The following is a 24,713-nucleotide window of genomic DNA, read 5'->3' as shown; positions in this document are numbered from 1 at the left end:
ACACAGATTAGTGCGTGTACTGTATTGATGTCTATTTTAGAGATTACCTCTTCTCGCCTGTTCTTTCTCTAAGGCTTCAAAAAGGGCTTTGAAATTACCTGCTCCAAAGCTCTGCGCTCCGTGTCTTTCAATAATTTCAAAGAAGAGTGTTGGACGGTCTTCCACAGGTTTAGTAAATATTTGGAGAAGGTAGCCTTCCTCATCGTGGTCTATTAAAATGCCTAGTTCTTGTAGTTTTTTAAGGTCTTCGTCTATATGTCCTACACGCTCTGGCACCATTTCGTAATAGGCATTTGGTGGTGCTGATAGAAACTCTACTCCTCTAGCCTTAAGTTCAGAAACGGTTTTTATAATATCTTTGGTAGCTACCGCAATATGTTGCACACCTTCGCCTTCGTAGAAGTCTAGATATTCCTCTACTTGAGACTTCTTTTTACCCTCGGCAGGTTCGTTAATTGGGAATTTAGCATAGCCATTACCATTTGCCATTACTTTAGACATCAACGCTGAATATTCTGTATTGATTTGTTTGTCATCAAAACTAAGAATATTAACAAAGCCTAATACCTCTTCGTACCACTTAACTACTGGAAGCATTCTGTTCCAATCTACATTTCCCACACAGTGGTCCACATAAAGTAAGCCTACATCTGAAGGGTTATAATCGCTTTCCCATTTTTCGTATCCTGGCATAAATGGACCTGTATAATTTTTCCTTTCCACGAACATATGCACCGTTTCCCCATAAGTATAGATGCCCGACATTCTTACTTCTCCGAACTCATCGGTAAGTGTAATAGGTTCTAGATATGGTTTACCGCCTCTTTTGGTAGTTTCTTCAAATGCAGCGTAAGCGTCATCTACCCAAAGAGCTAGTACTTTAACCCCATCTCCGTGCTTTTTTTGATGTTCACAGATAGGCGAGTTAGAATTTAACCCAGAAGTTAAAACCAATCTGATTTTCCCTTGTTGTAAGACATAAGAAGCCCTATCTCTTACGCCCGTTTCTGGTCCAGCATAAGCTACGGACTGAAACCCAAACGCTGTTTTGTAGAAGTGAGCCGCTTGTTTGGCGTTACCTACATAAAGTTCTATGTAATCTGTCCCATTGATGGGTAAGAAATTTTGTGCTTTCGCTATTTTTTCAGCAAATGTTAGTTCCGACATATTTTTGCTTTTTAAATTTTTAATTTCAATGAGCCAAGATACAATTTTTTGTTTATTAATGAGTATACTATTTCGTGTAAAAATAAAAATGTAAGTTATTTTAGTGAGATATAAAGTGATTTTCCATTTTAGCTTTCTTTCCTCGTAAAAAAAGCGTACTTTTGCCTACGGAAATTTGTAAGTGGACTATATGAAAAGATGGTATCTCTATCCTTTTTCCTTAATCTATCATCTAGGGACTTCTGTAAGAAACAAAATGTATGATTGGGGATTGTTGCCTTCTACGAAATTTAATACATCTATTATCAATGTAGGTAACCTCTCCGTAGGTGGTAGCGGGAAATCTCCAATGGTAATGCATATTGCAGAACTCCTTTCAAAAAGTCATCGTACGGGAGTGCTTTCTAGAGGCTATGGACGTACTACCAAAGGCTATGGAGTTGTGAATTACAATAGTAATTATAAAACGGTAGGCGATGAAGCTATGCAACTTTTTGAACGCTTTAAGAATCGTTTTGTAATTGGGGTAAGTGAGGATAGAGTTTTCGGTGCTAAGAAACTTATTTCTGATATGGATTTAGATGTGCTAGTGCTAGATGATGCATTTCAGCACCGCAGAATCAATGCAGGGCTTAACATCTTAATGACCGACTATAACGACCCTTATTTTAAAGACTTTATTCTTCCCGCTGGGAATTTAAGGGAAAGCCGAAACGGAATGAAAAGGGCTCATATCATCGTAGTTTCTAAGTGTCCTGCTAATATTACGGAGGAGAAAAAACAATACTACATTTCTAGAATAAGCCCTAAGCATTATCAAAAAGTGTTTTTCTCCACCATCAATTATGATGAAACGGTGTTCTCCAAAACGCAATCTTTGCCTGATAATAATTTGGCTTATTACGATATATTAGTCATTACAGGAATTGCCAACCCAACGCCTTTCCTAGAACACCTGAATAGATTTGCCAAGAAGGTAAAGCATCTTAAATTTAAAGACCACCACAGCTTTACAGATGCTGATGTACAAAAGATAATCTCCGAGTATAAAAAAATGGGAGATTATAAGATGATACTCACCACAGAAAAAGATTTTGTAAGGCTAAAAACTTTTGAATATCTAAGTGATAAATTATATTACTGGCCTATCAATGTAGAAATGGATAAGCTAGAGGAGTTTAACAAAATAATACTGAATTATGTTAGAAAAATTTAAAGAAACCGCAGCGTTTATTAAGAACATTATTGGAGATACACCAGACTTTGCTATCGTGCTAGGTTCTGGATTGGGTAAGTTAAAAGACGAAGTAGAGGCAATCCATACTTTGGACTATGCTGATATTCCTAACTTCCCTCAAACTACGGTAGTTGGGCACGGAGGCAGCTTAATCTACGGTATGCTAGAAGGCAAGAAGGTGCTTATGATGAGCGGAAGATTCCACTACTACGAGGGACATTCTGTTGAGACGGTAACTTTCCCTTTCCGTGTGTTCCATTTATTAGGAATTAAAAATCTAATCGTTTCTAATGCTTCAGGTGGTGTAAACCCTAACTTTAAAGTGGCTGATGTGATGCTGATTAACGACCACATCAATATGATGCCAGAACACCCATTAAGAGGTAAAAATATAGATGAATTAGGACCTCGTTTCGTAGATATGAGCGAGCCTTATAACAAAAAAATGTTGAGCATCGCTGAAGAAGTAGCAAAAGAGAATAACATCACGGTACACCAAGGGGTTTATGTAGCTCTGCAAGGACCTACCTTTGAAACACCTGCTGAATACGGGTTAATCCGTGCTATTGGTGGTGATGCTGTGGGTATGAGTACCGTGCCTGAAGTTATTGTAGCAAAACATCAAGGTATGGATGTATTTGGTATTTCTATCATTACTGACTTAGGCGGACCAGAAATTGCGTTCAATGTTTCTCACGAGGAAGTTTTAGAAGCTGCTAACAAAGCGATGCCTAATGTTATCAAAATTGTAAAAGGTTTAGTTAAGAACTACTAAGAGAAATATAAATAATTAGCTAAGAGACTGTACTTGTTGCAGTCTCTTTTTTATTGCTAAAAAGATAATAACAAGTTTTTAACATTGTAGCTTCATAAAACATAAAACCACTATCTTTGCCCTATGGCACAAAAGGAAACATTATCATCTTTAGTCAACGGTAATTTTGCGAAGGAACTCTCTATTTCTCAAGGCAAAATGCCACCCAATGCAGTAGATTTAGAAAGACTGGTTATAGGAGCTTTTCTTATTGATAAAAAAGCACTTGATAATACTTACGATTTACTCACGCCTGAGGTATTTTACGACCCTAGACATCAGGAGATTTACCGCATCATCATTAAACTGTTTGGCGACAATACGCCAATAGACATTCTAACGGTAGTCCAAGAATTAAAGAAGCAGGAAAAACTTAATTTGGCTGGTGGGGACGCTTACATCATAGATTTAACCACAGGCATCAGTTCTTCTGCCCATATAGAATACCACGCGAGAGTTATCCTAGAAAAATACATTTTGAGGTCGCTCATCAATGTATCGGCGAATGTGATAGACAATTCTTACAAAGAATCTACAGATGTATTTGAACTTTTAGACCGTGCCGAACAATCTTTTTTTGAAATTACCAACGGAACGATAAAAAAAGGCTTTGATACTGCTAGTTCTTTAGTAAGTGAAGCCATTGAAAAAATTAAATCTCTTAAAGATAAAGAAGGGCTTTCGGGTATTCCTTCGGGATTTACCCAACTTGATAAGGAAACAGGAGGTTGGCAAAACTCGGATTTGATTATCATAGCAGCTCGTCCTGGTATGGGTAAAACGGCGTTTATCCTTTCTATGGCTAGAAATATAGCGGTGGAACATCAAATTCCTATCGCTGTATTTTCGTTAGAGATGGCATCAGTGCAGCTTATTACCAGAATGATTTCTTCTGAGACAGGGATTTCCTCTGAAAAATTAAGAAAAGGGCAAATGAGCGATGAAGAGTGGCAACGCCTCTTTAACAATGTCGCTGCTTTAGAAAACGCTCCACTTTATATAGATGAAACACCAGCTCTCTCCATTTTTGACTTTAGAGCAAAGTGCCGAAGACTTGTAATGCAACACGGCGTGAGAATCATTATGGTGGATTATTTACAGCTGATGACTGCAAACTCTGGAAAGGGTGGCACAAGGGAGCAAGAAATTTCTACCATATCCCGTTCACTAAAAGCCATAGCAAAGGAACTTAATGTGCCTATTATAGCTTTATCACAGCTTTCTAGAACGGTGGAAACTCGTCCTAATAAACGCCCTCAACTTTCTGATTTAAGGGAATCTGGTGCGATAGAGCAAGATGCAGATATTGTATCCTTTATCTTCCGTCCAGAATATTATAAGATAGATTTTTGGGATAATGATGAGGAAGGTGCACAAACCAGCACCATCAATCAAGCCGAAATTATTTTGGCAAAACACCGTAATGGTGCCACGGGCGAAGTAAGGCTTTCTTTCTTTAAAGAAATTGCCAAGTTTGCGGATTTAGATTTATATGGTGGTTACGAAAGTTCTAATTTTGGACAAATGGATAATAATCTTAGCGGATTTGAAAGCATCAAAACCACCATACAACCAAGTGCTGCATTTGATATTCCAGATAATATTTCTGGGTCTTCTATGAATGAGATTGACGATTATGATGATATGCCATTCTAAATGAAGATTGATATCTACACAGACGGAGCCTGTAGCGGAAATCCGGGCAAAGGTGGCTATGGAATTATTATGCGAGTTTCTGGACTGAATTATGAGAAAGCATTTTCGCAAGGGTTTAGAAAAACCACCAATAACCGTATGGAACTATTGGCGGTTATTGTGGCATTAGAAAAACTTAAAAACAACGAAAACGAAGTTCATATCTACACCGATAGCAAGTATGTCGCCGATGCCATTAACCAAAAGTGGCTGTATGGTTGGATAAAAAAAGGATTTAATAAAGTTAAAAATCCTGATTTGTGGCAAAGGTTAGTCCCTTTGATGAGAATGCACAACCCAACTTTCCATTGGATTAAAGGGCATAACGGACACCCCGACAATGAGCGATGCGATAAGCTAGCCGTAGCCGCTGCAAATGCTTCTAAACTAGAAATAGACAAGGGTTACGAAGAAAACGCAACCCTTGACTCATTGTTTTAGTATTTTATCCTTTATAATTTAATCTAATTGAAACTTAACATTAACAAAAGTTTCGTACTTGATTTTATTAAACTCTATATCAATAGGAGCTTCTGAAGTAGCATCATAGCTTTCCATTGCTTTTGTGGAACGCATCATCATAGGACTTACTTGAGGATAGGCATTATTTTCATCGGAAATAAAGATAGCTTTACCCAATTTTTGATTTAAAGCTTTTACCATTCGCTCCGCTGTTAGTCTGGATTTTAAAACGGCTTTACTCTTTAGGGCTAACAAAAGTTCTTCTTCTTTGGTGTATTCTAATTTAGAGATGTTTACATTAGAAATGCCTTGCTCTTCTAGTGCCATCAAGACTTTACCTGCCGTAACCGCATTACGAACAATAAGAGAGTAATTCTTTTGTTTAATAATGTTTTGACCTTTTAAGAAGTATGTTTTAAACCCACTAGATAAACCATTAAGAGATAAATCTTTTTCGGTATTGATGCCTAGCTTTTTAAGGGCACCTTCCATTCTTTTTTCTTGTTCTTCTACCAATATTTTGTTTTTAGTATCGGCTTCATTGAGATTGATGTTAATGGTTATTTTATCAGGTATTACCAATGTATCTGCTTTGCCCGAAGTTTCTAAATAAGGTTGGTCTAAAAAGTTCTTCTGCCCAAAAATAAGCTGTCCGAAGAATAGCATAAGGATTAAAAATAAATATTTCATAATTTTGTTTTAGCTCCTCTGTATCAAATAATATGCCGATGACTTGGTTTTATTTTTTATATAGGTATCAATAGTAATTCTTTTTTTAATTTAGGTGGTATTTGTGGAAGAATATTATTTATATAAGCAAGAATTTGTTTCATAAGCGTAAGAGTATAAATTACAAATGATACAATATTATTTTAGAAATAGAAAATGTAAATTACAATCATTAAAATATAACTCGTTGTGCATTTTAAATAATACTGATTTTTAGATGATTTAATTTTCTTTGGAAGATAAATTTATTGATATATTGAATAACCGTTGCGGCGGTTATTTTACTGATTATCCTTGTTTTAAAGCCTTCAAAAGTTTTAGCATAGTTTCTTTTAATCATAAATTGGTCGCAAAGTTGAGAGAAAAATGTCTCAATTCGTTTTCGCTTTTTCTTGTACAATGAAAATTGAGGAATATAATCTTTCTGATTACTTCTCATTGGTGTATCTAATTTAATATTAGCATAGTTAAATAAATCTATTTGAACTTTTGCTGATAAATAGCCTCTATCTCCAATTAAAGTACAGTTTCGCATTTGCTCACCAATATCTTTTAAATAGTGGATGTCGTGAACGGATGCAGGGCTTATATCAAAATTCTTAATCACACCATTTAAAGAACATACTGCGTGTAGTTTATAGCCATAGAAATATAATTTCTGTGAAGCACAATAACCATATGTTGGTGAAGAATAGGATTGCTCTTTACAAATTTTTGAACGAGTAGAACGAGCATTTTCACAAACTTTCATTGGCATGCTATCAACGATAAAAATATCTTCAAACTCATTGAACTCCATCGAAATACGCTGTCTAATTTGCTCTGTTTGTAGGGATAGTCTTCGTTTTCGCTTATTGTAAACACTTCTTTCAATTTTGTTTATCAGAGAGTTTGGCAATTTTCTAAATAACTGTAATTCGCTATCAATACTCAAGTATTCAGCAGTAATATTAAGACTTATGACTTCTAAATCGCTCATTTTAGGTGTTCTTCTCTGATAACTAATCAGTTGATTTTCTGAAAAAAGTCCTAAAACTTCCAAAATTCTTTCATATATTTGCTCTAAGTTGTTCATTTATATCGTTTTATAGCAAAAACAATATACTGATTTTCAGTCTAATAAACAACTCTTGTTTTTTTCATTTCATAATGCACAACGGGTTAAAATATACTTTTTATATGCTTTAATTTATTTTTAAAATTGAAGAATATAAAAATATCCTAACCAAATATTTAGTTAGGATATAGGAATGTAAAATTAAGTTGCTTTAATTGAAAAACAGACCGCTCCAATATTAAGACGGAGAGGTGAATTTGATGGCTGATACCATAGCATATTCGGAGGAAGAGGCTCCGTAAACACTCTTAACATATTTTTTTACATTTTGTGCAATGGTATAAAGCCCCGTTCCGTCTGCATAGAGTATTTGGTTTCTTTCTATGATTTTGTTGTTGAGTTCTGCTTCGGTTTTGTCAACGGATTGGGTGGCACTCATCAATGATTCTTTGTAAGTGTTAAGGTTGGCTAACTTCAAATCGTCTTCGTTTGGGGTGTAAGTAGGGATTGTTCCTAACAACTGTAATAAAATCCCGAAATTTTCGGCTTGTTGGGTGTAGGATTGCCTAGAAGTAGAGACTGTTTTTGGTGTTTCTTTGCCTTCTTCAACTGGTGTAGCTACTTTCTTTTGTCCGCCTTGAATGAGACGATTTAAGGATTTAGCTTGATTAACTGTTCCCTGCGGTAAGCCTAAAATGGCTAAGTGGTTGACGATTTTTGTGCAAGTAGGTTTTAGGTTTTCAAAGGTAGATTGGCGTAATGTAATTGCATTTTTGTTGGCGTTTCGTTTGTCTTCTACTTCGTTTAGTTTTGCGGAAACCTCTCTATAGAGGGTTTGTAGATTTGCAACTTTTAAAGTGTCTACAGGTGGATTGTAGAGGGTATACACTTTTACCTGTTCTGTAAGTTTTTGCAGATTTGCCACATTTTTGGCGTGTCCTGTTTCGCTTATAGAGTTTTTGTTTGAGGGTTGTGGATTGTTGTCTTCAGGTTTCATTATCTGTTGATTTTTTGGGGTTATAATATAGCGAATGTAATAAAAAAAGAGGCTGTTCTCAATATTTTTGAGACCGCCTCTTTTAAGATTTATTTTTTAATAAGTGTTTGCCCAACAAGCATCTGCCCATCTTTTATGATTTTTACAAAATAGCTTCCTGTAGGGAGGTTAGAAAGGCTGAAATCTTTACCTGTTTTTTGAATTACGGTATTCCCTAAGCTGTTTACTACTGTAATGTGATAGGTTTCGCTAGAAGTGCTTTGACTCTGGATTAGATTGTTATCTTCGGGAGATTGTTTCGGACATACTGGCTCCATTATTCTGGCAATGGTATAGTCGTCATTTTGAACTTTTGACACTGTATAGGTGTACTCGCACATACCAGGAGGGGGTGGAGTTATAGTGGTAGCATAGGTAGTGCTGCCACATTTATTTTTAGCGTTTACTTCTAAATCTAAATGCCAGTTGTACCCACGCCCATTTGCAAAGTAAGTATAGCCTGTTCTTATGGCTCCTGTGTCTTTTCTTCTCCAAGTAACATCTGCTGGTGTTAAGCCTTGGTCTTCTAAGGTAGCTCCTGTGTCTAAAGATTCTATACTCTGAACCACATAGTTTGTGCTTCCTTCTTCTGGTTTTATGCGTAATTGAGGTTTACCTACCCAGATTTTTTGAGATATTTTTTGTCCACTGGCGAAATTTACATATACATATCCCAATCCATTTTGGACTCCTTTAACTTGCACTGCATTGTCTGTATTGTTACCAACAATCTGCAAATTTGGAGATGTACTCCATGTAAATCTACTAGGAAGTCTACACGGGTCTGTAGTATTTATGGATATTTGTGCTGTCTCGTCTAAACAAAGTATTTTTTGTGTAGTAGATAATGCAATCTTAGATAAATCAAGATTAGGAGCTTGGTAATTTCCTTCTATTTCTTTCATAAGCCAATCTACTAATTCATTTGATACGAATACATGCTCCTCATTTGTTTTTGCAACAAAATAGGCATCAAAAGGGATTTCCCGATTGCATAGTAAATTTCTATTGATATCTGCATTCCAATCAAAATTCGGATTTTTAAAGGCTAAAGAGCTTACCGTAGGTATAAACGCATGGTTATGTCTATTTTGTCTCCATTGTACATCTTTTACGCCTTTCTCTCTTAAGGGGTGCTCGAACTCTTGTTGAAATATATCGAATGTTCCAAAAGTTCCTCCTTGCACCACATCCATAGAACCTCTAGGGTTAGGATTATTTGTATAAACTTTTTTATCAATTATATTGATACCGCAGGTAAAAGTCATTCTTGTCAATGGAATGCGGCACTTCACCGTTTTTGTGAATCTTCCTTCAAAGTTAAGTGCAGTATTATTGGGTGCAGGTAGGGCATTATCAACCAAAACTACTGCTTTCAATCTCAATGGACCAAATCCTGCCATTTCTAATAGAGTCTGCCCTTCCGAATTCGTCTTTTGCCTCGTGGTGGCTCCGTTGGCAATGGCTATATTTCTCGTCTGTATAGGAAATCCATTGGAACCTGACACACCATTGTTAGTTAGATTTTGTAGAAATTGTTTACGAAACGGGTGATTATTGTTTCTTCCTGAACTACTTGAAAGATAGGTAGGATTAGGATAGCCATCAAGCTGCTCAATAAGCATCTGCCGTGCAGCTGGAGAGAAGAAGTTTTCTTTAAATTTATTAGCTGCTTGTTCAGAACCTCCGATAGCTCCAAAAAAGAGTAAATTGGCTTGTGCCGAAAGTGGAATATTGGCTCCATGATGAGGACTATCAAAACTTACCCATAGCCGTGTATTGTGGGGGATATTATTTTTCTCCATATAGGCTAAAGCATATCTAGAAATAAGCCCTCCCATACTGGGACCTATTAGTATAATTTTTTCTGAACTTCCGTTTTGTTTTAGTTTATCATTTTCTCTTTTAAGTAGTTCTACCACTGCCATTGCATTTCGTTCTATAAAATCTGCTCCATTAGGAAAATTGACCAAAGTAACATCAAAGCCTTTGTTTTGAAGCTCGTTAATGAGGTTTCGTTCACTTGATTTATTCTTTATATCATTAATATAGTAGTTCATCTGCTTATAGAGTGCATCTAATTTTCTACCATCACCAGGGTCGTACCCATCTAAGATAATTATAGGTTTTCTAAGTTTGGGTTTTACAGAGAATTTTTCACCATTAAATCCTGGGTTAGATATTCTGTTGTAATAGGTTCTGTACTCTAATGCTCCTGATTTAGCAACAGACTCATTATAACCTCTAAATGGTGTGGTTTGCGTGATACCTCTGCTCCCTGTAAAATCTTCTTTATCAGCATAAAGCCCATTATTAGTATTGGTTGTAATGAGCTTATCTTCAAGTTTTACCTCTATACTTTTACGAAATGTTTTGCTGGTTCCGTCCGCAAATTTTAATTTGAAAGAAATATTTTTGTTACCTCCAGAGGTATAATTTACTATAAAATTTTGTGATTGGGCTACGGTAAGTTGTGAGTTGAGGTTTAAATTTCGTATCACTCCATCGCCTAAGTTTAGTTCTATACTTTCAATGGGAGATAGTGTAGGGTCTTGTGCTATGGTACTGCTTGTGAATACATAGTTTACCCGGGTGCTTGTAATTTCTGAAACTAAAGGGCTTACTAAACTGATTTGAGCTTCCTTAAATGGATTTTTGCCTGGCACATTCCTAAAATAACCATCTTCAAAAACCAAGTTTGGATCCTCATCTGTACCAAAATCAATGTAATTATATTTTAGATTAATTACCCCTATCTGCACTTGATTATCTTGCAGGCTGCGTCTAGCGTATTCTTGTAGATGTTCGGGAGAAATAAAATTAGGTTGGTAACTGGCACGGTACATATCACTCCACGACTGGAGAAAATAATCATAAGAAATGCTACTTGGTACCGATGTATTTAGATTTGAAAAAGAAAATACCCGGTCATAGAGAATAGGTGTAGTCATTTGGCTTTTGTCTACATACATCATAAGACTATCTATCTTTTGTGTGTAAGTTTTTTCTTGAGCATACAGCATTATACTAAGAAAAAGTGCTGAAAATTTTAAAATTGTTTTCATATTTCTATTGATTTAAGGTTTTAGCATTGATATCAAATCTTCCATCGGTAATTTGGATTTTTTCCGAGGGATTGTCTTCATTGTAAAGCGTTGCTGAAAAGGTACCTGAAACTATCGGATAATCATATTTAGTTATGGTAATTAAACCCGAATTATCAGATGAAAGATATTTTTTATTATCTATTTCATAGAACATTTGGGAGAGAGTTTGAGCTCTCCCTGTACCATCACCATTCGATTGGTTTATAGTAAAGTTTCCTGTTTTATTTTTACTCTGTACATATATATATACACGTCTTTTTTCTTCAACATTATACAAATCTATATAATACCCAGGAGTATAATTACTCATGCTAATGGTTAATCCGTAAACAGTAGGGATTGCAGAAACTCCATTTCTAGGGATTAGTACCTTTCCGTTTACTAAACACCCTGCGGTATTGGCACCGGTTTGAGTAATAGGAGGAAGTTTGTCTTGAGATTCCTCCGTTGTCCGGTCTTTACATGTAGTAAGTAATAAACCTACTGACAAAACTGAAAATTTTAAAATTGTTTTCATATTAGATATATTTAAGTTATGTGAAATTAAAAAAAAATCTGTAATCACCAAATAATTAAAGCTGATTTTTAGTAAGATAGGTTATAAATTATTATAAAGGGATATTTGTTGAATGCCTATTATTTAATAGTAAATAGAGGTTAATTGCTCTTTTATCTCCTAAAACCATAAACCTAAAAATCATTATATTTGCGAAAAATACAGCTATGAACCCTTTTATAGAAGAACTTAAATGGCGTGGTTTAGTCCACGATATGATGCCTGGCACAGAAGACTTGCTAAATAAAGAAATGACAAAGGCTTATATCGGTTTTGACCCTACAGCCGACTCACTGCATATCGGAAGTTTAATTCCTATTAAAATATTGGCTCATTTTCAGAAACATGGGCACAAGCCTATCGCACTAGTAGGTGGTGCTACAGGAATGATTGGAGACCCTTCTGGAAAGTCTGCCGAAAGAAATCTTTTAGATGAGGCAACACTAGAACATTATGTAGATTGTATCAAAGGTCAGCTTTCTTGTTTATTAGATTTTGAAAGTGATAGCCCTAACAAAGCTGAACTCGTAAATAATTACGATTGGATGAAATCTATCTCTTTCCTTGAGTTTGCTAGAGATATCGGAAAGCACATCACAGTAAATTATATGATGGCAAAAGATTCTGTAAAGAAAAGGTTTTCTGGCGATGCAGGTGTTGAAGGTATGAGCTTTACGGAGTTTACCTATCAGCTTCTACAAGGGTATGATTTTCTTCATCTTTACCAAAATCAAGGTGTTAAACTTCAGATGGGAGGTTCAGACCAATGGGGAAATATCACTACCGGTACTGAACTCATTAGAAGAAAAGCACAAGGAGAGGCTTATGCACTTACAGTTCCACTAATAACGAAAGCTGATGGTACTAAATTCGGAAAGAGTGAATCTGGTGAAAATATTTGGTTAGATGCGAAAAAAACTTCTCCGTACCGTTTTTATCAGTTTTGGCTTAATGCAACCGATGAAGATGCGGAACGCTTTATTAAATTCTATACTTTCCTTAATAAAGAGGAAATAGAAGCTATCATAAATGAGCATAGAGAAGCTCCTCACGAAAGAAAACTACAAAAGAAACTAGCACAAGAAGTAACCACTTGGGTACACGGAGAAGCAGAGTATCAAAAGGCGGTTAAGGCTTCCGAAATTCTCTTTGGGCGTTCTACGGCGGAGGATTTGGTGGCACTAGATGAGGCAACCTTTTTAGATATTTTTGATGGTGTACCTCAGCAGGAATTGTCTAGAAAGGAACTTGTTGGAATGAACATTACCGATTTATTAGCGGATTCAGGGTTTTTAAAATCAAAAGGAGAGGCTAAAAGAGAACTAAAAGGGAATGCTATTTCTGTAAACAAGTCTAAAGTAAATGAGGAGTTTTGCTTATCTGAAAAGGATTTTATAGATGATAAGTTTATTCTTTTACAAAAGGGCAAAAAGAATTATTTCATAGTAAAAGCCATTTAATTTTTAAATGATGGATTTGTACCACTTAGTTAGAGAGCCACAGAATATCACCTCTGAAACTCCAATGCTTGTTCTTCTGCACGGATATGGTAGTAATGAGGAGGATCTATTTTCATTCGTGCCTAATCTGCCAGAAGATTGGCTTATCGTGAGTTTTAGAGCTCCTAAATCTACGCCTTATCAAGGCTATGCTTGGTTTGATATAAACCTTATGGACGAAAATAACCGTATAGATGTAGAACAGGCAAAAGTAGCAACGGAAGACCTTTATACTAATATACAGGCTTTAAAACAACATTACGGCATTAATTCTAAAGTGCATTTGTGTGGGTTTAGTCAGGGCGGTATGTTGAGCTATGCTTTGGCATTTAGATTTCCTTCATTATTTAGTAAAGTAGCTTGTATGAGTTGTTACCCTGAACTAAAATTATTGGAAGACTATCCAAAATCAAAAAAGGAAATAGAACATCTTAGATTTTTTGTTTCGCACGGTACAGATGATGTTATTATTCCTTTGGAATGGGGACGAAGGGCAGCCGATTTACTCTATGATTTGGGGGCTTATTTTACTTTTAGAGAATATATGAGTGGACACGGCATCAATCAAAAAAATTATATAGATTTAATGGAATTTATGGGAACACCTTAGGCGTTCCCATTTTTATTTTAGGTAGTTTCTACTTAAATTCAACTAACTTGTCATTTGCTACATCATATTCATAGATTTTTTGTGTTTCAATATCAATATATAGCCATTGTATTACGTTAAACTTATGTTCGAAAGTATATCCAATACCTAAAACCTGATAATCTCTATTATTTTCTGTTCTGCTTTCAATAGAATATTCTAATTGTTCTCTATTTTGTATAGCCAGCTTTATCAGTTCATTTTTTGTATTTGCAATATAGTATTCTGCAGAAAGATATAAATCGTCCAAAGTACTTTGTGTATAACCTTCATCAGAATAATAATACTTCAATTCTTTTTTATAATCTTTTCTGAATTTAGAAACATTCCCATCTTTAATTTTCTTAATAGAAACTAACCAATTCTCAATTTTTGGTGTTTCCCCTTCACCAGCAATATATATAGTGTCTTTTTCCCATGTAATTTCACACATATCTCCTCTCAATAGATTTCTTTGAGTGTTATTGTCATTTACGAAATCATATTTAGCATGACCTTTTTTTGCAGATAACCATGTATAATCTCCATTGTCATTATAATATTCAAACTCAAAAGTGTCTGTATAAAGCTCACTCTTTTTATTAGCTTTATCTGTATTTATTTTTGTCTCTTGAGTCTTATACTTTTCTTTATTTAAGACCGTTTTATTATCACAAGATTGTAAAACAAAAAAGAATATTATGATTTTAAATACAGTCTTCATATATGCTTTTTTATAGATAAAGATGAGTTGGCTTTTTTTAATCAAATTGATTAGGGTGTTGAGTTTTAATATACTCTATACTGTCCAACACTTTATTTTTTAAACCTTCTTGATAGTTTTCTAATGAATTAGAAATACTCTCGTCCGCCGAACCTAAAATTTTGGCAGCTAGTATTCCAGCATTAGTGGCTCCGTTAAGAGCTACCGTTGCTACAGGTATTCCCGAAGGCATTTGTAATATAGATAGCACCGAATCCCAACCATCAATAGAATTACTACTGAGTATTGGTACTCCAATTACAGGGAGTGTGGTACAACTTGCCACCATACCTGGGAGGTGAGCCGCCCCACCAGCTCCTGCTATAATAACTTTAAGACCTCTTTCTTTAGCGGTTTTAGCATAATCAAACATTCTTTCTGGAGTTCTGTGTGCGGATACTACCGTAAGCTCATACGGTATCGCCATAGATTGTAAAAAATCTGCTGCTTGTTGCATTATTGGCAAATCACTTTGGCTGCCCATAATAATTCCTACCATTTTTTATTCTTTTTATATAAAATTAGATTTATTTAGCACTTACTTTTACTAATGCTTTAATTTCAGTTAATTCTTGTATCAACTGTTCTCTATTATCAGATAAGACATTGATGTGTCCCATTTTTCTACCAGGCTTGGTTTCTTTTTTTCCATAAAGATGAACATAGGTGTTGGGGCGTTTTAGCACTTCCTCTAAACCTTTATAAACTACTGTTCCCGAAGCGTTTTCTTCCCCTACTAAATTCAGCATACCCGAAAATCCTCTAGTGGTAACTTCAGCGAGTGGTAAGTTTTTTATCACTCTATAAAATTGTTCAAACTGTGAGTTGTAATTGCCTTCTTGAGTTTGATGTCCGCTATTATGCAAACGAGGGGCTGTTTCGTTCACCCATACTTTTCCTTCTTTATCTAAGAATAATTCTATGGCAAAAAGTCCAGCAGAATCAGCGGCAGATACAAACTTAGAAACAATAGCATCTATTTGTAATTGAGTATCTTCTGATATAAATGCAGGACAAATATTAAAATCTAAAAGGTTGAGCTTAGGGTCTGCCACCATTTCCGTTACAGGGAAAGTTTTTATTTCTCCACTTTCATTTTTAGCAACGATGACGGAAAGTTCTTTATCAATATCTACCAATTTTTCTAAAACAGAAGGTGCGTCCCAAAGCTTAGTTAAATCATTCTCATTTTTAATGACTTGTACCCCTTTACCATCATAGCCTCCTTTGTCCAATTTCTGAACAAAAGGAAACGGAAAATCCACTTCCGAAGCATTCTGAATGATTTGAAAATCAGGGGTTGGAATTTGATGTTTTTGGTAAAATAATTTTTGAAGCGTTTTATGTTGTATAATTTTAATAATGCTAGAGCTAGGAACTACCTTAACACCTTGTTGCTCCAACTGTTCTAGAGCCTCTGTATTGATGTGTTCTATCTCTATGGTAACAATATCTTTATCTTTACCAAAATCGAGTACGGTTTCATAATCATTAAAATCACCTTGTGTAAGATTTGATATAGACGCACAAGAACATTCAAGGCTAGGGTCTAGGGTATAAAAATCGTCATTATATTTCAGAGCTTCTTGTATTAACATTCTTCCTAGCTGTCCGCCTCCCAAAATTCCTATTTTCATTTTATTACTTTATTATGATTTATTTGGATATTTTACTTTTCGTAGAATTCTATTGGAAGCCCATCTGGGTCTTGTATGAAAAAGAACTTTTTATTCGTCCATTCATCTACCCGAATAGCTTCACAACATATATTTAATTTTAGTAACTTCTCTCTTTGCTCCTCCACAGAGTCCACAGAAAAAGCCAAATGTCTTAGTCCACACGCTTCTGGTCTGCTAAGTCTTTTAGGAGGATTAGGGAATGAAAAAAGTTCAATAACATAATCACTACCAATGCCTAAATCTAGTTTGTGGGAATCTCTTTCCTCCCGATAAACTTCTTGCAAAATATTTAACCCTAAAACTTCGGTATAAAAAGATTTTGAAACCGAATAATCAGAGCAAATAATGGCAATGTGATGAAGTTTCATTTAATTTTTAAAAATTTAAAAATCTATACTGTCTTTTACTACTTTTCCGTTTTGGGTGTGAGGTAACAATTCTTTTTCAATGAAAGCAGTTATTTTTTCTGTCTCTTGATTTTCAGGGAAAAGTAAATGCACATTAGCACCAGCGTCTAGGGTAAAGAATAACGGCAACCCTGTTGATTTTCTAAATTCCCAAATTTTATTGATGACCTCTAAAGTACCTGTTTTCATAAGGATAAATGCAGGTTCACTCATCATCATCATAGCGTGTAATGTAAGGGCTTCGTGCTCTACTAGGGTAATGAATTTTTCTAAATCTCCAGACTTTAAAATTTCTTTTAGAGGAATAAAATTCTCTCTAGCCTCCTGAAAGCGTCTTTCAGCATAAGGGTTGGTATTCATTAGCCCGTGTCCTACGGTAGAGGATACACTTTTTTGCCCTTCGTGAATAAGTAATACCCAATCGTTAAACTTTCTAAATACTTCAGCAACTTCTTCCGTAGGATAGGGTACAGCAAATAAATCAGAACTACCTTCTACTTCTGGTGTTTCTCCCCAAACCACTAAGCCGTTGTACAAACTCCTACAAGCACTTCCGCTTCCTAATCTAGCTAAAAAACTGGCTTTTTTCAACCTGAAATCGTGGGCTGTAGCTTCTTTAGAAAAAGCCTCATCTATCTTCATTAGACATTTGGCTATCGCTCCGAACCCCGATGCAGAACTGGCAATTCCTGAACTGTGAGGAAAAGTGTTTTCGGTTCTAATTTCGTAGCTTCCACTAAGAATCCAAGGGAGATAAGATTCAATAGTTTTAAAATATTTTTCTATTTTAGATGAAAATTGAGTTTCTTCCTTTCCTGCCAAGTAAGTCTTTACTCCAAAAGGTTTATTAGCATTAAAAACGATATTGGTAGTTGTTTTAGCATTATTCAGTGTAAAACTGATGCTAGGGTTAGCAGGTATTTGTTGTGCATACTTTCCCCAATATTTTATCAAAGCAATATTGGACGGACAAGTCTCCGAAACTTGTATGTTTTTAACCTCAAAATTTGGCGTTCCTAAAAATTGTTCTAACATAAAATTTAATTATTAAAGTTAAAATACTTTAAAAATTAAGCATACAACTGCTCTATTAAGTTACTGTATTTAGACATTACTACATTTCTTTTAACCTTAAGCGTTGGAGTAATCTCTCCTGTATGAATTTCAAACTCACTAGGAAGTAATACAAATTTTTTAACTCTCTCAAATGCAGATAACTCTTTTTGAATATCATGTAATATATCATGATAAAACTGAGTTATTTTTTCTGACGATACAATCTCATTCCAATCTGTCATAGACAGCTTCATGGCTTTTACCTTTTCCTTTAGAGCTTCAAAGTTAGGAACTATAACTGCTGTTACAAAAGGTTTACCTTCTGCTACTACCATAGCTTGTTGTATATAGTTACTGTTGGTTAATATATTCTCTATCACTTGTGGAGTGATGTATTTGCCATTAGAGGTCTTCATTAAATCTTTGATACGGTCAGTAATTTTCAAAGTGCCATTCTCTATAACTCCAGCGTCTCCTGTTCTGAACCAACCATCTTCGGTAAAGGCTTTGGCTGTCTCTTCGGGAAGGTTATAGTATCCTTTCATCACGCCACTACCTTTAACTAAAATTTCGTTGTTTTCGCCTATTTTTATTTGTGTGTCGCCTATCGGGATACCTGCAGTTTCGTATTCGTAATTGTATGCAGGGAAACAAGTTAAAGTAGCTGTAGTTTCAGTAAGACCATAACCTACAGTAATATGAACCCCCATAGCATCAAAAAATTTAAGAATTTCGGGAGATATAGAAGCACCACCGCAAGGCATAAACCAAAGATTACCACCTAACTTTTGTTTTATTTTACTAAATACCAATTTATTGGCTATTTTATTTTTAAGCCCCAATCCAAATGGTACAGACTTCCCTTGTCGTCTGTACTCACTACATTGCGTGCCTATATTGAGTGCCCAGTCAAAAATTTTCTTTTTGGTAGAAGAGCCTTTCTCCACCATCTCTCTGAGGGCCCCATAAATTTTCTGATAAAATCTAGGTACAGCACACATCATTGTTGGTTTTACTTCTTCTAGAGCGTGAGCTATTAGTTTTGTATTTTCTAAAAAAGAAACTTTAGCTCCTCTGCTTAAACAATATAAAGTCCAACTTCTTTCAAAAATGTGGCTTAGTGGTAAAAAGGCTAAAGAAGTTTCATTTTCAAAATTTTTAAATTTGAAAAAATCAGTATGAGCTTGAAAACAATCTATCAAGTTTCCGTGAGTAAGCATTACTCCTTTAGGGGTCCCCGAGGTCCCTGAAGTGTAAAGAATTGTAGAAAGATCACTTTTATCTCTAGGACACACTTCAAAATCTTCGCTTCCTTTCTGAGTTAAATTTTCTAAGTGAATACTATTACTATGCCTTAATACAGTAGTTTTTTTTGCCGCAATAATGAATTTAAGCGAAGAGGTTTCTTCCATTATTTCAGAACAAATATCATATTGTTCTTGATTCCCCACAAAAACGATTGATGCGCTAGAATCTTGTATACAATATTGCGTCTGTTGCTTTCCATTGGTGCTGTAGATAGGCACACTTATAGCGCCTAAGGACAAAACTGCCAAATCAAAGATAATCCATTCTGCAGAATTATCCGAATATATGGCTACCTTATCACCCTCTTTTACTCCAATGTCTTTAAGTGCGTTGGCTGTTTTAAAAATAGTTCTTTTAAACATAGTCCAACTAGGCGATTTCCATTCATCATATTTCTTAAAACCTATGGCAGGTTTGGAGAGGTATTTCTCGGCATTAACACTTACAAATGCAGCTAAATTCATTTAAAATAATTTTAAAGTTGTGTGTTCAAATCAGTGCCTAAAGGTAGTGATTTTTTTTCAAAAATAGTCCTTTTAAGTTTCGATTTATTGATGTAAGAACTAACAAAAGTTATAAAAATAACGCTTTACCGTTTTTGATTTTAAACAATTAACATTCAATGAATTAAATTTAATTAGAGTATTTTATAAAAACTTGAATTTAACAAAGTGCTATTTTATTCCTTAGTTTGGAATAATAATTGTTTAATTTACACTACATAATTATACTAAAACAATGTCTATGAAAATAAAAAAAATACTAGGAATAAGTATCTTAACTTTGGGATTAGTTGCGTGTACCACAAATCCTCTTACAGGAAGAAAATCTTTGCAGTTTATGAATAATAGCCAATTGGCTAGTATGTCTTTAGAACAATACCAATCTACATTATCAAAAGCCAAGGTGGTATCAGGAACTACAGAGGCTAGACAAGTGAAAAATGTAGGATTAAGAATTAAAAATGCTGCGGAGAATTATTACCGCTCAATCGGAAGAGAAGGAGATTTATCATCATATCAGTGGGAATTTAATTTAATAGATGATACACAACTTAATGCTTGGTGTATGCCTGGGGGAAAAGTAGCATTCTATACCGGAATAATGCCTGTATGTAAAAACGAAACTGGAGTAGCTGTAGTTATGGGACACGAAGTAGCTCATGCATTAGCAGGACACGGAAATGAAAGAATATCATCAGCAATGGTTGCCCAAGGACTAGGTGTGGTTGCTGGAGCTAGTATGAAAGACCAAACCTTAAAACAAATATTCTCTATAGCTTATCCTCTAGGCTCTCAAGCAGCACAACTTGCTTATGGAAGAAAACAAGAGCTGGAGGCTGATGAAATGGGATTATACATTATGGCTATGGCAGGGTATGACCCAAGAGAAGCACAGCCTTTTTGGCAAAGAATGGAGTCTGCATCTGGAGGAAGTGCATCTAGACAACCAGAATTCTTATCTACTCACCCAAATCCTGAACATAGAAGAGCTGATATACAAAAACATCTACCAAAAGCTTTAGAATATTATAAAGCAGCAGGAGGTAAAATATAATATTCAGGTTAATTTTCTTATCTTTGGGAGATAAATATATAAATCTGATTGATTATGAAAAGTTTAACAACTGTAGGGATTCTACTTTTAGCTGTTGCAGCTCTTTTGTTTTATCTTACTACCGATTTTAGTGTAGAAAAAATAACACTCTCTCATTTTATGGGAATTATGGGTGGTGTAGGTATCGGTCTTATTATTGGTGGGGTTATAGGCTATATTAGCAAAGGTAGTGCAGTGAGAGAAGCTGCTAAAAGAAAAGAGTTTGAGCGACTACAAAAAGAGAAAATTGAAATAGAAAGACAAGCTGCAGAATTAGCAGCACAACAAAATACTTATAACAAAAATACTCAGAGTTAATCTCTGAGTATTTTTTGTTTCTTATTAAAAAAATAAAAAGGTGTGTATTAAAACTGATAACCTAAACCTACTATAAAGAAACTAGGACGGTTATCATATCTTACCACTTCGTCTGTACTACTAGATATTGTTCTTATAAAATCTCTTTGATCTTTAGAGAAAGCTCCTTCGTAACGAGCATTGAAAACAAAATCTGATACTCTTACATTAGCACCTATCTGATAGCCTACTGTAAATGTTTTAGAAATATTCTCTTTAAAATCTTTAAAAGTTTGCTCTGAAGTCAAGTTATAAGAAGCTACAGGTCCTGTAAATAAGCTTAGTTTTTCGCCCCAAATATTATAACCTACTAGAACAGGAACATCTAGTCTATCACTTTTAGCTTTTAATTCTAAATCTCCTAAAGATGTTTTACTACCAAATTGTGTATAGTAAACCTCTGGCATTAAAAATAAAGAGGTAATAGGTAAATTAATTTTAGCAGATAAACCAATATTAAAACCTGTAATGTTATTACCTTTAGTATTTAGTGATTCAGAAATGTTATCCTTTAAATCTAACCAGCTTGGAGAACTAGCGTTAAGTAATGCGTTAGCTCTTACCCCAAAACTCACTTGCCCCATCATCAAAGATGAAGCTGCAATAGCTAAACCTACGAATACTTTTTTCATAATGTTTTATTTTTTATAAATTAGTTTGATTATTTCTTAACATTGTTTCCCTTACTTGCTTAAACAAAGCCGAAGAATAAACAAAATCTATTAAATGCTCATTTTCTGCTTTGATAATAAGGTCTTTGTTACCTTCCCACTCTTTAACACCTTTTCTTAAATAAACTATTTTCTCACCTATAGTAAGTACAGAGTTCATATCGTGGGTGTTGATAATCGTCGTAGTATTATACTCCTCTGTAATTTCTTTTATAAGCTCATCTATCACAATAGCGGTGTTAGGGTCTAAACCAGAATTTGGTTCGTCACAAAAGAGATATTTTGGATTGTTCACAATTGCACGAGCTATTGCCACTCTTTTTTGCATTCCGCCTGATATTTCAGAAGGAAACTTGGTGTTAGCATTTTCTAAATGAACTCTTCCAATTACTTCTTTTACTCTTTTTCTTTTTTCGGTATAAGTGAGATTGGTAAACATATCCAAAGGAAAAGATATATTTTCTTCTACCGTCATAGAGTCAAATAAAGCACTTCCTTGAAACACCGTCCCTATTTCGGAACGAATTTGCTGTTTTTCAGTTCGCTCCATAATGCTTAGATTTCTTCCATCAAATAAAATATCTCCTGAAGAAAGGTCAAAAACATTGAGTAAACACTTCAAAAACACTGTTTTACCAGAACCCGATTGACCAATGACAAGGTTTATTTTTCCTGTTTCAAAAGTAGTAGTAATTCCTTTGAGAACCTCTACATCATTAAAACTTTTTCTTAAATCTTTAACTTCAATCATTAGCTTAAAAATAATTGGGTTGATATAAGTTCGGCAATAATAATTGCCACCATAGTCCAAACTACTGCTTGGGTGCTAGCTCTACCTACTTCTAGAGACCCTCCCTTTACATTATAACCAAAATAAGCTGGAATTGTAGCAATAAGGAACGCAAACACCACCGTTTTAAAAAAAGCATACCATATAAAGTAGTCTGGAATATATCTTTGTATCCCTGTAATATAGTCGGCTTCTGTCCAATTGCCCGTGGCAACTCCTGCTAAATAACCTCCATAAATACCGAAAACAATACTAATGGCTATGAGTAACGGATTAAAAATAACATTAGCTACTATTTTTGGAAGAATCAAAAAGTTGGGGGAATTAACACCCATAATATCTAAAGCGTCTATCTGCTCCGTCACTCTCATCGTTCCTATACTAGACGCGATGTAAGACCCTACTTTACCTGCCAAAATAAGACTAATGATAGTAGGCGAAAACTCTAAAATAAGCACCACCTTAGTAGCATAACCTATGAAGTACAGTGGAATGGGAATGGTAGAAGCCTTAAAGTTATTATACATTTGTATTGCGACTACAGCTCCCACAAATATGGAAGTAAATAAGACCAAACCAAAGGAGTTAACGCCTAAATCGTTAATCTCTCTCATCAAGAGTTTAAAAAAAATATTATGCTTCTGTGGGCGTTTTATTACTTTTCCTAGTAACAAAACATACTCTCCCACAGAGGTAAGCATTCTTTTTGACAACTTTAACATTCTGCGAAGTTAATATTTTTAATTGATATTTTCAGTAACTACTGAGCATTTTCGTCGCCTCTGATAATCAAAAAAATGGTTTTTAATATAATTACGATATCTAAACTTATGCTCCAATTTTTAATATAAAAAACATCGGCTAGTAGTCTTTTTTTCATCTTTTCATCTAGATTTTCTCCGCCATCGCCTCTCAAACCATTTACTTGAGCTAACCCTGTTATCCCAGGTTTTACCAAACTTCGTGTACTATATTGTTCTATTTGATATTTATAAAAATCATCTACAGAAAGCATATGAGGGCGTGGACCCACCACAGACATTTCTCCAAACAGAACATTTACAAATTGAGGCATCTCATCAAGGCTGGTTTTTCTAAGAAACCTCCCCACTTTTGTAACTCTTTTCTCACAGGATTGATGGTCATCAACCATTGTTCTGAATTTAAAACATTGGAAGACTTTCTCCCGGTAACCATATCTTTTTTGTATAAATGAGATAGGGCTGCCGCTTTCTAACCAAATAAAAAATGAGATAATAGGGAAAAGCCAAATACCCACAAACACCAATACTAAAGATGAAAACAAGATATCAAATAACCTTTTAATTATTTGATTACTAACAAAACTTAGCGGATATCTTTCTGGAATAAGCACAGGCGATACTCCAAAATATTGTAGATGGTAGTTAAAAAAACTTTGGTTAAAGGTGTTGGGTACAAGATTTACATTAACCTTATGTATTTCCGCCAATTTTAGAATTTCTTTTATTTGACTTGCTTCATTTTCTGAAGATAAAAATAATGTATCTATACCATTGGTTTTCCAAAAAAGAGTAAGCTCTTGTTCAGTGACATTTCCATTAAAACTATATACTTTATAGCCATAATCCTTACGCTCTAGAAGAGTTTGTTTTAAAATAGTAGAAAGATTATCATCTGAAAAAAACATCACATTTCTGTGATTTTTACCCAAACTTCTGTAATATTTAAGAAGAAAGAAAGTAAACGACTTAAATGATAATATCAAAATCAAGAAATACCCCCAAAAAGTTAATTCATTTTGACTGAAATTTACTTTTGTGGACAGTAACTCCAACATCCATATCCCTAAAAAGAAAAACAGAGCATGCTTTAAAATTCTTTCTAAATGAAGCGTATAAGTAAGTGTACGAGGAACATGATACAAACGAGTGTAACCACTTAATAATCCCCAAAATACACAAACAATAAATAAGAATATAAGGTTTTCAGTTTTCCACAACCACTCTCCCTCTTTGTTAGGGAAAAGTATATAAAAACAAGTAAGTATAGCAAAAATATCTGCTCCTATAAATAAAAATTTCAAATATCTAGAATAGCGGATATTCTGCATTCGTATA

The 24,713-nt window shown here is 34.7% G+C and carries 24 protein-coding genes; 8 read left to right on the top strand and 16 right to left on the bottom strand.

Translation table 11 applies throughout. From position 1 onward, the window contains the following. Positions 1–36 precede the first annotated feature (36 nt). Complete coding sequence (hppD, locus tag VIX88_RS05105; protein WP_064971269.1) at positions 37–1,167, bottom strand: 4-hydroxyphenylpyruvate dioxygenase; 1,131 nt, start codon at positions 1,165–1,167, stop codon at positions 37–39. 190 nt (positions 1,168–1,357) lie between these two features. Here hppD and lpxK point away from each other — a divergent pair, with 190 nt between their 5' ends. From lpxK to rnhA, 4 genes are all read left to right on the top strand, one after another. Then, positions 1,358–2,383 carry a tetraacyldisaccharide 4'-kinase gene (lpxK, locus tag VIX88_RS05100; protein WP_064971263.1) on the top strand — a complete coding sequence of 342 codons (1,026 nt, stop codon included), beginning with the start codon at positions 1,358–1,360 and terminating at the stop codon, positions 2,381–2,383. Then, positions 2,367–3,179: a purine-nucleoside phosphorylase gene (locus VIX88_RS05095; protein WP_214194108.1), complete on the top strand. Its 813-nt coding sequence runs from the start codon at positions 2,367–2,369 to the stop codon at positions 3,177–3,179. Before lpxK ends, VIX88_RS05095 begins: the two co-directional genes overlap by 17 nt. Before the next feature lie 123 nt (positions 3,180–3,302). After that, positions 3,303–4,874: a replicative DNA helicase gene (dnaB, locus tag VIX88_RS05090; protein ID WP_214194107.1), complete on the top strand. Its 1,572-nt coding sequence runs from the start codon at positions 3,303–3,305 to the stop codon at positions 4,872–4,874. After that, complete coding sequence (rnhA, locus tag VIX88_RS05085) at positions 4,875–5,354, top strand: ribonuclease HI (protein WP_004918471.1); 480 nt, start codon at positions 4,875–4,877, stop codon at positions 5,352–5,354. Positions 5,355–5,372: 18 nt separating this feature from the next. Here rnhA and VIX88_RS05080 read toward each other — a convergent pair whose 3' ends face one another. The 5 genes from VIX88_RS05080 to VIX88_RS05060 form a co-directional block, all read right to left on the bottom strand. After that, positions 5,373–6,065 carry an SIMPL domain-containing protein gene (locus tag VIX88_RS05080; protein WP_064964811.1) on the bottom strand — a complete coding sequence of 231 codons (693 nt, stop codon included), beginning with the start codon at positions 6,063–6,065 and terminating at the stop codon, positions 5,373–5,375. A gap of 235 nt (positions 6,066–6,300) precedes the next feature. Further along, entirely contained in the window at positions 6,301–7,179 is an 879-nt protein-coding gene (locus VIX88_RS05075; RefSeq protein WP_004918508.1) for an IS982-like element ISRa1 family transposase, read from the bottom strand. A gap of 220 nt (positions 7,180–7,399) precedes the next feature. Further along, a complete protein-coding gene (locus VIX88_RS05070; protein WP_214194106.1) occupies positions 7,400–8,158 on the bottom strand; it encodes a hypothetical protein in 759 nt (252 codons plus the stop codon). Positions 8,159–8,247: 89 nt separating this feature from the next. Continuing rightward, positions 8,248–11,262: a T9SS type A sorting domain-containing protein gene (locus VIX88_RS05065; protein ID WP_237190422.1), complete on the bottom strand. Its 3,015-nt coding sequence runs from the start codon at positions 11,260–11,262 to the stop codon at positions 8,248–8,250. Positions 11,263–11,266: 4 nt separating this feature from the next. Further along, complete coding sequence (locus VIX88_RS05060; RefSeq protein ID WP_127919849.1) at positions 11,267–11,794, bottom strand: DUF5025 domain-containing protein; 528 nt, start codon at positions 11,792–11,794, stop codon at positions 11,267–11,269. Between the two features lie 233 nt (positions 11,795–12,027). On the opposite strand from VIX88_RS05060, the gene tyrS reads away from it, so the two are divergent. Together tyrS and VIX88_RS05050 are read left to right on the top strand one after the other, a co-directional pair. Further along, positions 12,028–13,320, top strand: coding sequence for a tyrosine--tRNA ligase (gene tyrS, locus VIX88_RS05055; RefSeq protein ID WP_064969572.1), 1,293 nt, complete (start codon positions 12,028–12,030; stop codon positions 13,318–13,320). A 7-nt stretch (positions 13,321–13,327) separates the two neighbouring features. Further along, entirely contained in the window at positions 13,328–13,969 is a 642-nt protein-coding gene (locus tag VIX88_RS05050) for an alpha/beta hydrolase (RefSeq protein ID WP_064969573.1), read from the top strand. Between the two features lie 28 nt (positions 13,970–13,997). Here VIX88_RS05050 and VIX88_RS05045 read toward each other — a convergent pair whose 3' ends face one another. Genes VIX88_RS05045 through VIX88_RS05020 form a run of 6 tightly spaced genes read right to left on the bottom strand, consistent with a single transcriptional unit; the run spans position 13,998 to position 19,664 of the window. Further along, a complete protein-coding gene (locus VIX88_RS05045; RefSeq protein WP_064969574.1) occupies positions 13,998–14,711 on the bottom strand; it encodes a hypothetical protein in 714 nt (237 codons plus the stop codon). A gap of 37 nt (positions 14,712–14,748) precedes the next feature. After that, a complete protein-coding gene (purE, locus tag VIX88_RS05040) occupies positions 14,749–15,249 on the bottom strand; it encodes a 5-(carboxyamino)imidazole ribonucleotide mutase (RefSeq protein WP_064969575.1) in 501 nt (166 codons plus the stop codon). A 28-nt stretch (positions 15,250–15,277) separates the two neighbouring features. Then, positions 15,278–16,387 (bottom strand): 5-(carboxyamino)imidazole ribonucleotide synthase, encoded by a 1,110-nt coding sequence (locus tag VIX88_RS05035; RefSeq protein ID WP_154212496.1) that lies wholly within the window; start codon positions 16,385–16,387, stop codon positions 15,278–15,280. Between the two features lie 32 nt (positions 16,388–16,419). Then, positions 16,420–16,797 carry a VOC family protein gene (locus VIX88_RS05030; protein WP_109475141.1) on the bottom strand — a complete coding sequence of 126 codons (378 nt, stop codon included), beginning with the start codon at positions 16,795–16,797 and terminating at the stop codon, positions 16,420–16,422. Between the two features lie 15 nt (positions 16,798–16,812). Then, positions 16,813–17,871 (bottom strand): diphosphomevalonate/mevalonate 3,5-bisphosphate decarboxylase family protein, encoded by a 1,059-nt coding sequence (locus VIX88_RS05025; protein ID WP_214194105.1) that lies wholly within the window; start codon positions 17,869–17,871, stop codon positions 16,813–16,815. Positions 17,872–17,906: 35 nt separating this feature from the next. Next, positions 17,907–19,664 carry an AMP-dependent synthetase/ligase gene (locus VIX88_RS05020; RefSeq protein ID WP_214194104.1) on the bottom strand — a complete coding sequence of 586 codons (1,758 nt, stop codon included), beginning with the start codon at positions 19,662–19,664 and terminating at the stop codon, positions 17,907–17,909. A gap of 280 nt (positions 19,665–19,944) precedes the next feature. Here VIX88_RS05020 and VIX88_RS05015 point away from each other — a divergent pair, with 280 nt between their 5' ends. Both VIX88_RS05015 and VIX88_RS05010 read left to right on the top strand, forming a co-directional pair. Continuing rightward, the gene (locus tag VIX88_RS05015; RefSeq protein ID WP_064969627.1) at positions 19,945–20,757 is read left to right on the top strand and encodes a M48 family metallopeptidase; all 813 of its coding nucleotides are present in this window, start codon (positions 19,945–19,947) and stop codon (positions 20,755–20,757) included. A 54-nt stretch (positions 20,758–20,811) separates the two neighbouring features. Next, complete coding sequence (locus VIX88_RS05010) at positions 20,812–21,114, top strand: hypothetical protein (protein ID WP_004918731.1); 303 nt, start codon at positions 20,812–20,814, stop codon at positions 21,112–21,114. A gap of 47 nt (positions 21,115–21,161) precedes the next feature. Here the strand turns inward: VIX88_RS05010 and VIX88_RS05005 are convergent, their stop codons facing one another. From VIX88_RS05005 to VIX88_RS04990, 4 genes are read right to left on the bottom strand one after another with little or no spacing between them, the layout of a single operon-like run. Continuing rightward, the gene (locus VIX88_RS05005) at positions 21,162–21,785 is read right to left on the bottom strand and encodes an outer membrane beta-barrel protein (protein ID WP_214194103.1); all 624 of its coding nucleotides are present in this window, start codon (positions 21,783–21,785) and stop codon (positions 21,162–21,164) included. A gap of 13 nt (positions 21,786–21,798) precedes the next feature. Continuing rightward, complete coding sequence (locus VIX88_RS05000) at positions 21,799–22,575, bottom strand: ABC transporter ATP-binding protein (protein WP_064969581.1); 777 nt, start codon at positions 22,573–22,575, stop codon at positions 21,799–21,801. Then, positions 22,575–23,336: a multidrug efflux ABC transporter permease subunit RanB gene (locus VIX88_RS04995; RefSeq protein WP_004918723.1), complete on the bottom strand. Its 762-nt coding sequence runs from the start codon at positions 23,334–23,336 to the stop codon at positions 22,575–22,577. Before VIX88_RS04995 ends, VIX88_RS05000 begins: the two co-directional genes overlap by 1 nt. A gap of 38 nt (positions 23,337–23,374) precedes the next feature. Further along, complete coding sequence (locus VIX88_RS04990) at positions 23,375–24,706, bottom strand: exopolysaccharide biosynthesis polyprenyl glycosylphosphotransferase (protein WP_064969582.1); 1,332 nt, start codon at positions 24,704–24,706, stop codon at positions 23,375–23,377. Positions 24,707–24,713 lie beyond the last annotated feature (7 nt).

The organism is Riemerella anatipestifer (assembly GCF_035666175.1).
Taxonomy (GTDB): domain Bacteria; phylum Bacteroidota; class Bacteroidia; order Flavobacteriales; family Weeksellaceae; genus Riemerella; species Riemerella anatipestifer_D.
Note: the sequence above shows the minus strand (reverse complement) of the source record. Positions and strands in the feature narration are given on the sequence as shown.

What these genes read in the sequence shown, in the direction of transcription:
- hppD (WP_064971269.1), bottom strand. Translation starts at nt 1,167, where the DNA reads ATGTCGGAACTAACATTTGCTGAAAAAATAGCGAAAGCACAAAATTTC.
- lpxK (WP_064971263.1), top strand. Translation starts at nt 1,358, where the DNA reads ATGAAAAGATGGTATCTCTATCCTTTTTCCTTAATCTATCATCTAGGG.
- VIX88_RS05095 (WP_214194108.1), top strand. Translation starts at nt 2,367, where the DNA reads ATGTTAGAAAAATTTAAAGAAACCGCAGCGTTTATTAAGAACATTATT.
- dnaB (WP_214194107.1), top strand. Translation starts at nt 3,303, where the DNA reads ATGGCACAAAAGGAAACATTATCATCTTTAGTCAACGGTAATTTTGCG.
- rnhA (WP_004918471.1), top strand. Translation starts at nt 4,875, where the DNA reads ATGAAGATTGATATCTACACAGACGGAGCCTGTAGCGGAAATCCGGGC.
- VIX88_RS05080 (WP_064964811.1), bottom strand. Translation starts at nt 6,065, where the DNA reads ATGAAATATTTATTTTTAATCCTTATGCTATTCTTCGGACAGCTTATT.
- VIX88_RS05075 (WP_004918508.1), bottom strand. Translation starts at nt 7,179, where the DNA reads ATGAACAACTTAGAGCAAATATATGAAAGAATTTTGGAAGTTTTAGGA.
- VIX88_RS05070 (WP_214194106.1), bottom strand. Translation starts at nt 8,158, where the DNA reads ATGAAACCTGAAGACAACAATCCACAACCCTCAAACAAAAACTCTATA.
- VIX88_RS05065 (WP_237190422.1), bottom strand. Translation starts at nt 11,262, where the DNA reads ATGAAAACAATTTTAAAATTTTCAGCACTTTTTCTTAGTATAATGCTG.
- tyrS (WP_064969572.1), top strand. Translation starts at nt 12,028, where the DNA reads ATGAACCCTTTTATAGAAGAACTTAAATGGCGTGGTTTAGTCCACGAT.
- VIX88_RS05050 (WP_064969573.1), top strand. Translation starts at nt 13,328, where the DNA reads ATGATGGATTTGTACCACTTAGTTAGAGAGCCACAGAATATCACCTCT.
- VIX88_RS05045 (WP_064969574.1), bottom strand. Translation starts at nt 14,711, where the DNA reads ATGAAGACTGTATTTAAAATCATAATATTCTTTTTTGTTTTACAATCT.
- purE (WP_064969575.1), bottom strand. Translation starts at nt 15,249, where the DNA reads ATGGTAGGAATTATTATGGGCAGCCAAAGTGATTTGCCAATAATGCAA.
- VIX88_RS05035 (WP_154212496.1), bottom strand. Translation starts at nt 16,387, where the DNA reads ATGAAAATAGGAATTTTGGGAGGCGGACAGCTAGGAAGAATGTTAATA.
- VIX88_RS05030 (WP_109475141.1), bottom strand. Translation starts at nt 16,797, where the DNA reads ATGAAACTTCATCACATTGCCATTATTTGCTCTGATTATTCGGTTTCA.
- VIX88_RS05025 (WP_214194105.1), bottom strand. Translation starts at nt 17,871, where the DNA reads ATGTTAGAACAATTTTTAGGAACGCCAAATTTTGAGGTTAAAAACATA.
- VIX88_RS05020 (WP_214194104.1), bottom strand. Translation starts at nt 19,664, where the DNA reads ATGAATTTAGCTGCATTTGTAAGTGTTAATGCCGAGAAATACCTCTCC.
- VIX88_RS05015 (WP_064969627.1), top strand. Translation starts at nt 19,945, where the DNA reads ATGAAAATAAAAAAAATACTAGGAATAAGTATCTTAACTTTGGGATTA.
- VIX88_RS05010 (WP_004918731.1), top strand. Translation starts at nt 20,812, where the DNA reads ATGAAAAGTTTAACAACTGTAGGGATTCTACTTTTAGCTGTTGCAGCT.
- VIX88_RS05005 (WP_214194103.1), bottom strand. Translation starts at nt 21,785, where the DNA reads ATGAAAAAAGTATTCGTAGGTTTAGCTATTGCAGCTTCATCTTTGATG.
- VIX88_RS05000 (WP_064969581.1), bottom strand. Translation starts at nt 22,575, where the DNA reads ATGATTGAAGTTAAAGATTTAAGAAAAAGTTTTAATGATGTAGAGGTT.
- VIX88_RS04995 (WP_004918723.1), bottom strand. Translation starts at nt 23,336, where the DNA reads ATGTTAAAGTTGTCAAAAAGAATGCTTACCTCTGTGGGAGAGTATGTT.
- VIX88_RS04990 (WP_064969582.1), bottom strand. Translation starts at nt 24,706, where the DNA reads ATGCAGAATATCCGCTATTCTAGATATTTGAAATTTTTATTTATAGGA.